Consider the following 12,891-nt stretch of genomic DNA (forward strand, 5'->3'; position numbering starts at 1 on the left):
TGTCGACCGGTCGACCAGCACGACAACTGTCGTCGTACAGTCTCCTCACTGGGAGGAAGCACGCAGGAAACCTGTGAGGATCTCCGTCGTGCGACCGGACCGGAAGTAACTTGTTGAAGGCTACGTGCCGGTGGGAGTCGGGCTCCACTTGCTGCCTCCGTGCGGTGAACTCCATCGAGGAGCGCACGCCGAAGACGGTCGTCGAGTCACACTACCAGCAGATTCCCGAATCGAACAATCGAGCGGTGTCGGCCCCTTCTCTGCGGATACCCGATGCTCTCCCCAGCGGGAGGCGTGGGATTCTCGTAGGCATGACCAGCTCCCTCAATCCCGACGATGCCGCAGGTGCCGATCCAATGGGTGCCGAGCCCGAAGTCCGTGAACTCGCCGAGGTTCCCGCTGTGGAGGTGATCAGCCGCGCTGCGGTGATGCTCATGAGTTCTGCGGCCGAGAAGCTGGGACTCTCCGAGCCGGATCCTGCGGAGAGCCCCTACCTGGACCTCGACGAGGCACGACGCGTCATCACCGCACTGGCCGGCCTGGTCACCGCATCGGTGGAATACCTCGGCCCCCATGCCGGGCCCATTCGCGACGGATTGCAGGCACTGCAGCGCGCATTCCGGGAAGCTTCGGCCCACCCGGACGAGCCGGGAAAGGGCCCGGGCGAGAAGTACACCGGCCCGGTGCACTGAGCAGAACGCCTGCGAAGTCGACAGAAGCACGAAGCCGCATCCGGTGAGTACCGGATGCGGCTTCGTCGTTGCCGGGGTGTGAATCCGGCGGCTGCCTCTATCGGGCTTCGCCGCTCATCGGACGGCGGCGACCTTGCGAGGCCTGCGCTTCTTCGGAGCCGCCTTCACCGGAGGAGCGACCACCGACTCGCGGGTGAGCGCCTCCTGTAGGAATTTGCCGGTGTAGCTCTCGGAAACCGCCGCCACGGCCTCCGGATCACCTTGCGCCACAACCATTCCGCCTCCGGAACCACCTTCGGGGCCCATGTCGATGACCCAGTCCGAGACCTTGATGACGTCCAGATTGTGCTCGATCACGATCACCGTGTTGCCCTTGTCCACCAGGCCGTTCACGACGCCGAGCAGCTTGCGGATGTCCTCGAAGTGCAGGCCGGTGGTCGGTTCGTCGAGAATGTAGACCGTGCGGCCGGTCGAGCGCTTCTGCAGTTCCGCGGCCAGTTTGACGCGTTGAGCTTCGCCGCCGGACAGCGTCGTTGCCGGTTGGCCGAGGCGGACGTACCCGAGACCGACCTCGACGAGCGTCTTGAGGTAGCGGTGAATCGAAGTGATCGCCTCGAAGAAGTCGGCAGCCTCCTCGATCGGCATGTCCAGGACCTCGGCGATGGTCTTGCCCTTGTAATGCACCTCGAGTGTCTCGCGGTTGTACCGCGCACCCTCACAGACCTCGCACGGAACGTAGACGTCCGGCAGGAAGTTCATCTCGATCTTGAGTGTGCCGTCTCCCGAGCACGCCTCGCACCGGCCGCCCTTGACGTTGAACGAGAATCGGCCGGGCTGGTAGCCGCGCACCTTGGCCTCGGTGGTCGCCGCGAACAGCGTGCGGATCTTGTCGAACACCCCGGTGTACGTTGCGGCGTTCGAGCGTGGCGTGCGTCCGATCGGCGACTGATCCACCCGCACGAGCTTGTCGAGCTGATCGAGGCCGTTGATGCGCGTGTGCCTCCCTGGAACCTGACGGGCACCGTTGAGCTTGTTCGCCATTACCGTCGCGAGGATGTCGTTGACGAGGGTGGACTTGCCCGAACCCGACACCCCTGTGACCGAGGTCAGTACGCCGAGCGGAAAGCTGACGTCTATGCCGCGGAGGTTGTGTTCGCGGGCTCCGACCACGGTGACCTGACGCTTCTTGTCCACGACCCGGCGGGTGTCGGGCAGCGGAATCTCCATCCGCCCGGACAGGTACGCACCGGTCAGCGATTCGTCGTTGGTCAGCAGGTCCTCGTACGAACCGCTGTGCACGACGCGTCCGCCGTGCTCACCCGCCAACGGACCGATGTCGACTATCCAATCCGAGGTGCGGATGGTGTCCTCGTCGTGCTCGACGACGATCAACGTGTTCCCGAGGTCACGCAGCCGGGTCAGCGTGTCGATGAGCCGGCGGTTGTCACGCTGATGCAGCCCGATCGACGGCTCGTCGAGGACGTAGAGAACGCCGACGAGTCCCGATCCGATCTGGGTGGCGAGTCGAATGCGCTGGGCCTCGCCACCGGACAGCGAGCCGGCGGTCCTGGCCAGTGACAGATACTCCAGACCGACGTCCAGCAGGAAACCGAGACGAGCTTGCACCTCCTTGAGAACCTGACCTGCGATTGCCTCCTCGCGGCGACCCAGGGTGAGGCTGTTCAGGAAATCTGCGGTGTCGGCGATCGACAACTCGCACACCTCGGCGATCGACTTCGGCCCGAAGTCGCCCGCGGAGATCGTCACCGACAGGATTTCGGGCCGCAGCCTGGCACCGTTGCAGGTGGGACACGGCACGTCGCGCATGTAGCCGTCGTAGCGTTCCTTCATCTGCTCGGACTCGGTCTGCTCCAACCGACGGTGCAGGAACGGCATCACACCCTCGAACTCGGCGTAGTACGACCGCGTGCGGCCGTAGCGGTTCTTGTACTTCACGTGCACCTGGTGGTCGCTGCCCTCGAGGACGGCACGCTTGACCTTGGCGGGCAACTTGTTCCACGGCGCGTTCAGATCGAACCCCATGGCGTCGGCGAGCCCGGACAGCAGGCGGCCGAAGTACTCCGACGTCTGGCCCATCGACCACGGTGCGATGGCACCGTCCGCGAGGCTGAGATCGCCGTCGGGAACGACCAGTTCCGGGTCGACCTCCTTGCGCACGCCGAGGCCGACGCAATCCGGGCACGCACCGTACGGCGAGTTGAAGGAGAACGACCGCGGTTCGAGATCGTCGATGGACAACGGGTGACCGTTGGGGCACGCGAGCTTCTCGGAGAACCGGCGCTCACGGTCCGATGCGTTCTCGTCACGGTCGACGAAATCGAGGACCACGATGCCGTCGGCCAATCGCAGGGCGGTTTCCACCGAGTCGGTCAGGCGCTGCTTCGAACTCGACTTGACGGTCAGGCGGTCGACGACGACCTCGATGTCGTGCTTTTCCTGCTTCTTGAGCACCGGCGGGCTCGTGAGCTGATGCACGACGCCGTCGACGCGAACACGTGAGTAGCCCTGAGTGTTCAGCGAATCGAACAGGTCGACGAACTCGCCCTTGCGGGTGCGCACCACCGGGGCGAGCACCTGGAACTTCAGGCCCTCCTCCATGTCCAGCACCTGATCGACGATCTGCTGGGGAGTCTGCTTCGCTATCTGTTCGCCACACACGGGGCAGTGAGCCGTTCCCGCACGCGCGTACAACAGACGGAGGTAGTCGTAGACCTCGGTGATGGTGCCCACCGTCGAACGCGGGTTGCGGTTGGTCGACTTCTGATCGATGGAGACCGCAGGCGACAGGCCCTCGATGAAGTCGACGTCCGGCTTGTCCATCTGTCCGAGGAACTGCCGCGCGTATGCGGACAGCGACTCCACGTAGCGACGCTGCCCTTCGGCGAAGATCGTGTCGAAGGCGAGAGAGGATTTGCCCGATCCGGACAGACCCGTGAACACGATCAGCGCATCCCGAGGCAGGTCTATGTCGACTCCTCGCAGATTGTGCTCCCGCGCACCTCGCACTATCAGGCGATCCGCCACTGTGTTCCCTTCTTTCCGAACGAGCACGTCCAGCCGAGTTGCTGCGTCGCAGCACTGCATGACCTTCGAGTCGCGTGATGACGTGTGATGCCGACGCATCGGTCACACGTCGTGTAACCGTGGACCCCACGTCGAAAACCTGTTGCGGTGAGGGACGAACCTCACCCGGTTGCAATGGTAGATCCAGGCACCGACAGACTTTTCCACGTCCGCGACCCCGCCGCCCATCGTGCCGTCGACGACGGTAGCGTCCTCGAAATGGACGAGCACCTCATGGTCATCGATGACAACTACACCGGCGTCGTCTCGCAGGGTTCGCAGCCGCAGCGGCGAACGATTCCCGGAGCGACGATCACCAAGATGTCGGTCGGCCCCATGGACAACAACACCTACCTCGTCGTCTGTTCCGCGACAGGTCAGTCGGTTCTGATCGACGCCGCCAACGAGGCCGACCGCATCTCGTCGCTCATCGACGAGAACGCGCCGACGCTCTCGCTCATCGTGACGACTCACCAGCACGCCGACCACTGGCAGGCGCTGGCGGACATCGCAGGCGGTACCGACTCCCCGACGGCAGCCCACGAACTCGATGCCGAGCCGCTGCCCGTCACGCCGGACCGACTGCTGGCCGATCGGGACACCGTGTCGGTGGGCGAGCTCACGTTCGATGTGGTGCACCTGACCGGACACACCCCCGGCTCGATCGCCCTCGCACTGACCGATGCCGACGGCGCTCGAACCCACCTCTTCACCGGAGATTCACTCTTTCCCGGTGGCGTGGGCAAGACCGGCAGCCCCGAGGATTTCACCCGCTTGCTCGACGACGTGACGGCGAAATTGTTCGACCGCTACGACGACGAGACCGTCGTCTACCCGGGCCACGGAAAGGACACGACGCTCGGGGCCGAGCGCCCTCACCTGGACGAATGGCGCGCCCGCGGTTGGTGACGATCGGCGTGCTTGAGACCGCGAACCACGGGGTATGAATAGTGTGACAAAAGGACGCACAGCGGTAGGTTTTCGATCGCCGTGCCGCCCAACGTTCCACCGCCGATGACACGAGAAACTACGCAGGAGGCTGTCAATGCTGGTCCGCCGTATCGCCCGTCCGCTGATGTCTACGATCTTCATCGCAGGGGGCGTCGACGCACTCCGTAATCCCACCGGCAAGGCGCAGGTCGCCACTCCGCTGATCGAGCAGAGCAAGGACGCCCTCCCCAACGACGTCACTGCGAATGTGCCGAACGACCCGGAGACGCTGGTCCGCATCAACGGCGGAATCCAGGTTGCCGGCGGCATTCTGCTGGCCACCGGCAAGGCACCGCGGATCGCCTCTCTCGCCCTCGCCGGAAGTCTCGTCCCGACGACGCTCGCCGGACACGCCTTCTGGAACGAGACCGACCCGGAGGCGAAGGCTGCGCAGCGTATCCATTTCTTCAAGAACCTGAGCCTGCTCGGCGGACTGCTCATCGCAGCCGTCGACACCGAGGGCAAGCCGTCCGTGGCATGGCGGAGCAAGCGAGCAGCACGTCGCGCGCAGGAGAGCGTCGTCTCGGCACTGCCCGGGCACTCCACCCACGAGACCGGTGAGCGTGTCAAGGAAATCGCGTCGATCGCCGCAAGCCGCAGTGCCGATCTCGCCGAGGCAGCACAGCCGAAGCTGGCCAAGTTCGCCGACGCCGCCCAGCCCAAGTTGGCCAAGCTCGCCGACATCGCCACCGACAAGGGCTCGGAGCTGGCCGACGTCGCTCAGCCGGCACTGAACCGCTGGGCTCACCTGGCCGCCGACAAGGGATCCGTGCTCGCCGAGGAAGCACAGAAGCGTGGATCCAAGCTGGCCGAGCTCGCCGCCGATCGCGGCAGCGACTTGGCCGACGAGGCGCAGAAGCGCGGCTCCAAGCTCGCCGACAAGGCAGCGCACCGCGGAACCGACCTGGCGGAGCTCGCGCAGAAGCGCGGCTCCAAGCTCGTCGACGTCGCCGCCGACCGTCGCAATGAATTGGCCGATGTCGCGCAGAAGCGCGCGTCCAAGCTCGCCGATCTGGCCGCCGAGAAGGGTTCCGTCCTCGCCGACGAAGCACAGAAGCGCGGAGTCACGTGGGCCGATCTGGCGTCCGATCGCGTCGAGACGCTGAGCAAGCGCGCCCGCAAGCGCGCCGAGAAGCAGAGCAAGGAACTCGAGAAGGTGACCGAGCAGGCTCGCGCCAAGCTCGAGAAGCGAGTCGCCAAGGCTCAGAAGAACTTGGACAAGAAGCTGCAGCAGTACGCGAAGTAGTTCCCCGCGACAGCACGAAATACAGATGCGGCCCTGCCCCGGAACCAGCGGTTCTGCGGCAGGGCCGTTGTGCGACGTAGACTGCTCTGGCTGATTTCGAGGCGATATCTTCGCCTCGGCCGAACTCCCGAGGAGACCCTTTGCCGGACGACGGCCACACATCGACGAACCCCGATGTGCCGATCGAAGAAGACTTCGAGCAAGCGCATCTGACGCGGCTTTACACGCAGCTCGACGCGTTACGCGAATACGCCGCGAACCGATTGCGCGCAGTGCTGCTCGAGACCGGCGGCACCCCGCAGGCCCGGAGCGAACGCGAATCGTTCAACCAGATGTACACCGAGGACATCGCCAAGTACGACGCGGCCGAGAACGGACTGTGCTTCGGGCGCATCGACCTCGATCCCGAGTCCCTCGACCCCAAGGTCGACGATCGGCCCGAGCGCTACATCGGCCGCGTCGGAATTCTCGACGACAAGAACGACTACGAGACTCTGCTGTTGGACTGGCGAGCACCGATGGCCCGGCCGTTCTACCTGGCCACACCCGCCGCACCCGAAAACGTGTTGCGGCGCAGACACATTCGCACCCGTGGTCGTCGAGTGACGTCGATCGCCGACGAATTTCTCGACCTGAACTCTGCCCGATCGTCGAGCGATGCCGCCGTGGCAGGCGGTGTCGCGAGCGAAGGTGCGCTGCTCTCGGCTCTCGATGCCGCACGTACTGGTCAGATGAACGACATCGTCGAGACGATCCAGAGCGAGCAGGACGCGATCATCCGTTCGCAGCATCGCAGCGTGTTGGTGGTTCAGGGCGGACCGGGCACCGGTAAGACAGCCGTCGCGCTGCATCGCGCCGCGTACCTGCTCTACACCTACCGCCAGCAGCTCGGTAAGAGCGGTGTGCTGATCATCGGACCCAACGCCACGTTCCTCGATTACATCGGGCAGGTGCTGCCGTCGCTCGGCGAGACGGGCGTCCTGCTGTCCACGATCGGTGACCTCTACCCGGGAGTTCGTGCGCAACGGGAAGATTCGGCCCTGGCCACCGAGGTCAAGGGCAGACTGTCGATGGTCGAGGTGCTGACCCAGGCGGTACGAGACCGTCAGGAGGTCCCCGCGCAGCCCCGTCGACTGAAGTTCGACACCTACGACATCACGCTCGATCGAAAGATCGTCACCAGGGCTCGTGGTCGCGCTCGCTCGTCCCGGCGACCGCACAACCTGGCTCGGCCGCTGTTCGTGTCCTCGGTCATCGACCAGTTGGCCAACCAGCTGGCAGCGAAACTCGGGCAGAATCTCGTCGACGGGTCCAGCCTGCTCAGCGCCGACGACATCGCGGACATGCGCGACGAGATGCGCGAGGATCAGGACGTCATGGCCGCCGTGGACGAACTGTGGCCGGATCTGTCTCCCCAGCAGGTTCTCCGCGACCTCTACGCATCTCCCGAGAAGATCGCGTCGGCCGCGCCTGCGCTCGATGAGGCGGAGCGTGAGGCACTCGTCCGTCGGGGCAACGGCTTCTCGTCGGCCGACGCTCCCCTGCTCGACGAGCTCGCCGAACTGCTCGGCGTCGACGACGCAGCCGAACGTGAACAGGCGCAACGACAATGGCGCGGCCAGATCGCCGACGCTCAGGGTGCCCTGGACATCCTGACCGGTTCGGCACCTCAGGACCTAGAGGACGAGCTCGATCCGGAGATCCTGATGGCCTACGACCTCATCGATGCCGATCAGCTTGCACGACGGCAGAATTCGGGTCAGCGACTCACGACGGCCGAACGGGCCGCCGGTGACCGAACGTGGACCTACGGGCACGTGATCGTCGACGAGGCGCAGGAACTGTCTGCGATGGCGTGGCGAATGGTGATGCGGCGCATACCGAATCGGTGGATGACACTGGTGGGCGATACGGCGCAGACCGGTGATCCCGCCGGAACCTCGTCGTGGGGTTCGGTTCTCGAACCGTATGTCGCCAAGCGCTGGAAGCTGACCGAACTGACGGTGAACTACCGAACACCGTCCGAGATCATGGCCGTGGCACACGATGTGTTGGCTGCCATCGATCCCGAGCAGTCCGAGCCGCGGTCCATCCGCAGCACCGGAACCCGGCCGTGGGCTCAACGGGTGGCAGCGGCAGATCTGGTCACCGCGGTGGAGAAGCGAGTGGCCGATCACCCGCGCCCTGGCCTCAGCGCGGTGCTGGTTCCCGCAGACCACGTCGACCGATTCCGCCATCTGGCCTCGGAACTGGTCACCGTGTCGACTGTCAAGGATGCCAAGGGACTCGAGTTCGACTCGGTGCTGATCGTCGAACCCGGTGCCATAGTGAACGATTCGGTCAAAGGCATGAACGATCTGTACGTTGCCCTCACCCGGGCCACGCAGCGACTCGGCGTGGTGCACGTGAACGCACTGCCGGGTGAACTCTCGGCGCTGCAGCCGTTCGAGCCGGAAGCGTAGAGAACCGCACACACCAACGGCCCGCTCCGTCGATTCGACGGGCGGGCCGTTGGTGTGTGCGGGGTGAGATCAGCGGACGGTGTGCACGATCAGAACATCGCAGGTGGACTTGCGCGCGGCGTCCGACGGAACCGAGCCCAGCAGGCGGCCGGTCAACGAGTTCAGGCCGCGGTTGCCGACGACGAGCAGGTCGCCCTTCACCTCGTCCACGAGTGCCAGCAGCGACTCGACGGGAGCACCGACGATCGCCTTCTCCTCGATGTTCTTCGCACCGGCCTTGGTGGCGTGCTCGCGCGCCGTGCGCAGAATCTCACGCGTCGGTGCCGATCCGGTGATCTGATAGGCGTCCTCGCGCAATGCGTCGGCGGCAGCGGACGTGTCCTTCGGATCGGCAGGGTAGTACGCGCAAGCGATCACCAGGGTGGCATCGGCGTCTCCCGCGAGAGCCGCGGCCTTCTCCACTGCCCGCAGTGACGATTCGGAGCCATCGGTCCCGACGACGACGGTGCGGTAGGCGCTCATTCATTCCTCCATTTGTCGGTCACACACAGATGTGACACTTCTGGTCGAACTCGATTAGTGCAAGTCACAGGACCGAAAGACGTGGTCCGGGGACTGATTCGCTGACATTAGCCGGAACCGGCCGATCGGCACGTGAACTTGGGGAACAACACGATCCGCGCCACTCACATACATTGGTTTCCATGCCGATTCCCCGCCCGCCACTGTCGAGACGGGCCATGACTGTCGGTGCCGCCGTGATTGCGGTTCTGGCGCTGGTCGCCCTCGCATTCGTCTTCCTCCCCCAGGATTCGAGCGCCGACACATCCACGCGTGAAGCGCGCATCACGCTACCGGACGACCCCGGGTCGACGGGCACCGTCGACATCGACGCTCGTCTCTACATACCCTCCGTCACTCCCGCGCCGACGGTGCTGCTCGCCCACGGCTTCGGCGGCAGCAAGGACTCGGTCGACGGGGAGGCACGTGATCTCGCTGCTCGCGGGTACTCGGTGCTCGCCTACAGTGCACGCGGGTTCGGCGACAGCACGGGTTCGATCTCGCTCAACGACCCCGATCGCGAGGTCGCCGACGCACGCGGACTCATCGACTGGCTCGCCGAACAACCGGAGGTGGAACTGGACGCTCCCGGTGACCCGCACGTCGGAGTCGCCGGCGGATCCTACGGCGGCGCACTGGCACTGAGCGCAGGCGGCACCGACCCCCGGATCGATTCGATAGCCGCAGCGATCACCTGGAACGACCTGGGTCAGGCCCTGTTTCCCAATTACGGCGTCACCTCGGTCGAAGGCCGAGAAGCCCTCGGCGACATCGCCACTCCCGCAGCTGCCGAGTACGGCGGACCCGGCGTCCTCAAGCGCGGCTGGGCCGGAGTGTTCTTCGGAGTGGGCGCAGCGAGTGCACCACCCGGCGGAAACGGCGACGACAGCACCGATTCCGGCACCTCCGAGGGCACCTCGGCCTGCGGACGATTCGCACCCGAATTCTGCGACGCCTACACCGAATCCGCCGTGACCGGAATCCCCAGCCAGCAGTTGCTCGATCTGCTGACGGCTCACTCGCCGGTCGCGGTGGCGTCGAACATCACGGCACCGACGCTGCTGGTTCAGGGCACCCAGGACACACTGTTCGGTCTCGACCAGGCCGACGCGACGGCACGTCAGATCGCCGCAGCCGGTGGGAACGTCACCGTGCGATGGTTCGACGGTGGCCACGATGCAGGCGGAACCGACGGCACGAGCGATCGAGCCATCGCCGACTTCTTCGACACGACATTGCGGGGCACCGAGGCCCCCACCGGCACCGACGCCGAGCCGTTCGTCTACTCCACTCAGCGGGCAGCCGACGAGCGCGGCGGCGATCGTGACCGCCGAATGACGGCTCCTGCTTACCCGGGACTGACCCCCGCGTCCGATCCCACGCAAACCCGATCGGTGACGTTCACTCCCACCGCCGAGAACCAGTCGATCATTCGTCCACCCGGAGCATCGCCGTCGGCGATCTCGTCGGTACCCGGTTTGGGCTCGGTGCTCTCGACCCTCGGATCGACCGGGGCCGGAGCAGCCCTGACCGCGGACCTGCCGGGCCAGTCGGCAACGTTCACCAGCGATCCCGTCGAGTCGTCCGTGACGATCACCGGTGCCCCGCGGGTGAACCTGCGCGTGGCGTCGCTGGCGTCACCCGATCAAGCCGTTCTGTTCGCGAAGCTCTACGACGTTGCGCCGAACGGCACGAGAACGCTTCCGGGCGGGGCGGTCTCGGCGATCCGACTGCCCGTTACCGAGGGCATCGATCCCGTCGACGTCACGGTTGCGCTTCCTGGCATCAGCTACACCGTGCAACAAGGTCATCGCCTCGAACTGAGCATCTCCACCACAGATCAGGCCTACGCCGTTCCACTTGAGCCGGCGCAGTTCAGTGTGGCCATGACCGACGACACCATCGCGTTGCCCACCGTCCCCGCCGAGGCCAGCGCCGACAGCACCGTTCCGGTGGCACCACTCGTCGGCATCGGAATCGTCCTGCTGGCGGTCGCCGGTGCGATCGTCGCCGGAATCGTGCGAACCAGACGTCGCGCAGTCGCCGAAGTGGACGAGGACCTCATCGACACTCCCCTGGTGATCACCGATCTGGCCAAAACGTATTCCAACGGCTTCCGCGCCGTCGACGGCGTCAGCTTCGAGGTGAAGCAGGGCCAGGTTCTGGGTCTCCTCGGGCCGAACGGCGCAGGAAAGACCACCACCCTGCGCATGCTGATGGGCCTGATCACGCCCACCGGCGGCGACATTCGAGTCTTCGGCCACAAGGTGACCCCCGGAGCCCCGGTGCTGTCCCGGTTGGGCTCCTTCGTCGAGGGATCCGGCTTCTTGCCGCACCTGACCGGAACACAGAATCTGCGGCTGTACTGGGAAGCGACCGGTCGCCCGATCGAGGACGCTCACCTCGAGGAAGCTCTCGAGATCGCCGACCTCGGCACCGCGATCGAACGCAAGGTCAAGTCCTACAGCCAAGGTATGCGGCAGCGGCTCGCGATCGCCCAGGCCATGTTGGGGCTGCCGGATCTGATGGTCCTCGACGAACCGACCAACGGACTCGACCCACCACAGATCAGGACGATGCGCGATGTGCTGATCAACTACGCGAAAACCGGTCGAACCGTGTTGGTGTCGAGCCATCTGCTCGCCGAGGTGGAGCAGACCTGCACCCACGTGGTCGTCATGAATCGCGGATCGGTGATCAGTTCCGGTACCGTCCGCGAACTGACCGCGGCCGGCGGACAGACGGAGATCAGGGTCGACGACGCCACCCGCGCGCAGTCGGTGCTCGACGCCTCCGGCCACGACGGCGCGGTGATCGTCGACGACGGCACTGTGACCGTCGACCTGACCGATGCGGATGCCGCAGTAGTCATCAGAGAACTCGTCACCTCGGGGGTCTCGGTGCGCGGATTCTCGCAATCGACGCGCCTGGAAGACGTCTTCCTCGACCTCGTCCACCGAGACAACCCGGGGTCCGACACCAGCAAGGATCGCGCATGAGCACCACACACGCCGACGGGCGCGCTGTCGGGTACACCGGCGGCAGCACCTTGCCGTTCCGTACCGAGTTGCGCAGGCAACTGGGACGTCGCCGCACTCAGCTGGCAATCGGCTTTCTGGCCCTGCTTCCGGTGATCCTGGCCATCGCCTTCACCGTCGGCAGCTCGAATGCGGATTCCGATGCCGACGGGCTCATCGAGCTCGGCACTCGCGGCGGTATGAACTTCACGGTCTTCGCTCTGTTCATGTCGGTCGGATTTCTGCTGATCGTGGTGGTGGCCCTGTTCTTCGGCGACTCGGTGGCAAGCGAAGCGTCGTGGTCGAGTCTGCGGTACCTGCTGGCCATTCCCGTGCCCAGGAGTCGACTGCTGACGCAGAAGGCTCTGGTGTCGGCGACGCTGTCCGGCGTGGCGATCGCCGTGCTCGTCGGGGTGTCGCTGTTGATCGGAACCGTGCTCTACGGAGCCGAATCACTCATCACCCCGCTGGGTGAGGGACTGCCCTACGGCACCTCGCTGGTGCGGCTGCTGATCGCAGTCGCGTACATCGGCATCAACCTGCTGTGGGTGGCCGGCCTGGCGATGCTGCTGTCGGTACTCACCGACGCCCCGCTCGGGGCCGTCGGTGGTGCCGTGATGACGTCGATTCTGATGCAGATCCTCGATCAGATCACAGCGCTGGGATCGCTCCGCAACTACCTTCCCGGGCACTACGCGAACTCGTGGATCGACGCATTCGGAACGACCATCGACTGGAACGACATGGTGGTCGGATCGTTCTCCGCCATCACGTACGCGGCAGTGTTCGGGTTGATCGCGTGGCGACGTTTCGGCACCAAGGACATCACCAGCTGAGGC

8 protein-coding genes are annotated in these 12,891 nt (G+C 65.3%); 6 read left to right on the top strand and 2 right to left on the bottom strand.

Annotated features, from left to right (window positions below):
• Positions 1-311: 311 nt before the first annotated feature.
• Positions 312-692: a DUF1844 domain-containing protein gene (locus CH274_RS18305; protein ID WP_256993632.1), complete on the top strand. Its 381-nt coding sequence runs from the start codon at positions 312-314 to the stop codon at positions 690-692.
• A 114-nt stretch (positions 693-806) separates the two neighbouring features.
• On the opposite strand, the gene uvrA is transcribed toward CH274_RS18305, so the two are convergent.
• The gene (gene uvrA, locus CH274_RS18310; RefSeq protein WP_045199677.1) at positions 807-3,737 is read right to left on the bottom strand and encodes an excinuclease ABC subunit UvrA; all 2,931 of its coding nucleotides are present in this window, start codon (positions 3,735-3,737) and stop codon (positions 807-809) included.
• A 258-nt stretch (positions 3,738-3,995) separates the two neighbouring features.
• On the opposite strand from uvrA, the gene CH274_RS18315 reads away from it, so the two are divergent.
• The 3 genes from CH274_RS18315 (at position 3,996) to CH274_RS18325 (ending at position 8,474) form a co-directional block, all read left to right on the top strand.
• The gene (locus CH274_RS18315) at positions 3,996-4,685 is read left to right on the top strand and encodes an MBL fold metallo-hydrolase (protein WP_032394298.1); all 690 of its coding nucleotides are present in this window, start codon (positions 3,996-3,998) and stop codon (positions 4,683-4,685) included.
• Between the two features lie 136 nt (positions 4,686-4,821).
• Positions 4,822-6,012 (top strand): DoxX family protein, encoded by a 1,191-nt coding sequence (locus CH274_RS18320; RefSeq protein WP_094658416.1) that lies wholly within the window; start codon positions 4,822-4,824, stop codon positions 6,010-6,012.
• A 140-nt stretch (positions 6,013-6,152) separates the two neighbouring features.
• Positions 6,153-8,474: a HelD family protein gene (locus CH274_RS18325; RefSeq protein ID WP_032394300.1), complete on the top strand. Its 2,322-nt coding sequence runs from the start codon at positions 6,153-6,155 to the stop codon at positions 8,472-8,474.
• 69 nt (positions 8,475-8,543) lie between these two features.
• On the opposite strand, the gene CH274_RS18330 is transcribed toward CH274_RS18325, so the two are convergent.
• On the bottom strand, positions 8,544-8,996 hold the full coding sequence (locus CH274_RS18330) for a universal stress protein (RefSeq protein WP_032378962.1): 453 nt from the start codon (positions 8,994-8,996) through the stop codon (positions 8,544-8,546).
• A 182-nt stretch (positions 8,997-9,178) separates the two neighbouring features.
• On the opposite strand from CH274_RS18330, the gene CH274_RS18335 reads away from it, so the two are divergent.
• Together CH274_RS18335 and CH274_RS18340 are read left to right on the top strand one after the other, a co-directional pair.
• Positions 9,179-12,034: an alpha/beta fold hydrolase gene (locus tag CH274_RS18335; RefSeq protein ID WP_094658417.1), complete on the top strand. Its 2,856-nt coding sequence runs from the start codon at positions 9,179-9,181 to the stop codon at positions 12,032-12,034.
• Positions 12,031-12,888, top strand: a complete 858-nt coding sequence (locus tag CH274_RS18340) for an ABC transporter permease (RefSeq protein WP_094658418.1) — start codon at positions 12,031-12,033, stop codon at positions 12,886-12,888. The genes CH274_RS18335 and CH274_RS18340 overlap by 4 nt, the downstream gene beginning before the upstream one ends.
• Positions 12,889-12,891 lie beyond the last annotated feature (3 nt).

The organism is Rhodococcus sp. 06-418-5, from assembly GCF_002258285.1.
GTDB lineage: Bacteria > Actinomycetota > Actinomycetes > Mycobacteriales > Mycobacteriaceae > Rhodococcoides.

Excerpts from the sequence above, each read along its gene's own strand:
- CH274_RS18340 (WP_094658418.1), top strand. The coding sequence starts at position 12,031 with ATGAGCACCACACACGCCGACGGGCGCGCTGTCGGGTACACCGGCGGC.
- CH274_RS18305 (WP_256993632.1), top strand. The coding sequence starts at position 312 with ATGACCAGCTCCCTCAATCCCGACGATGCCGCAGGTGCCGATCCAATG.
- CH274_RS18315 (WP_032394298.1), top strand. The coding sequence starts at position 3,996 with ATGGACGAGCACCTCATGGTCATCGATGACAACTACACCGGCGTCGTC.
- CH274_RS18330 (WP_032378962.1), bottom strand. The coding sequence starts at position 8,996 with ATGAGCGCCTACCGCACCGTCGTCGTCGGGACCGATGGCTCCGAATCG.
- CH274_RS18320 (WP_094658416.1), top strand. The coding sequence starts at position 4,822 with ATGCTGGTCCGCCGTATCGCCCGTCCGCTGATGTCTACGATCTTCATC.
- CH274_RS18335 (WP_094658417.1), top strand. The coding sequence starts at position 9,179 with ATGCCGATTCCCCGCCCGCCACTGTCGAGACGGGCCATGACTGTCGGT.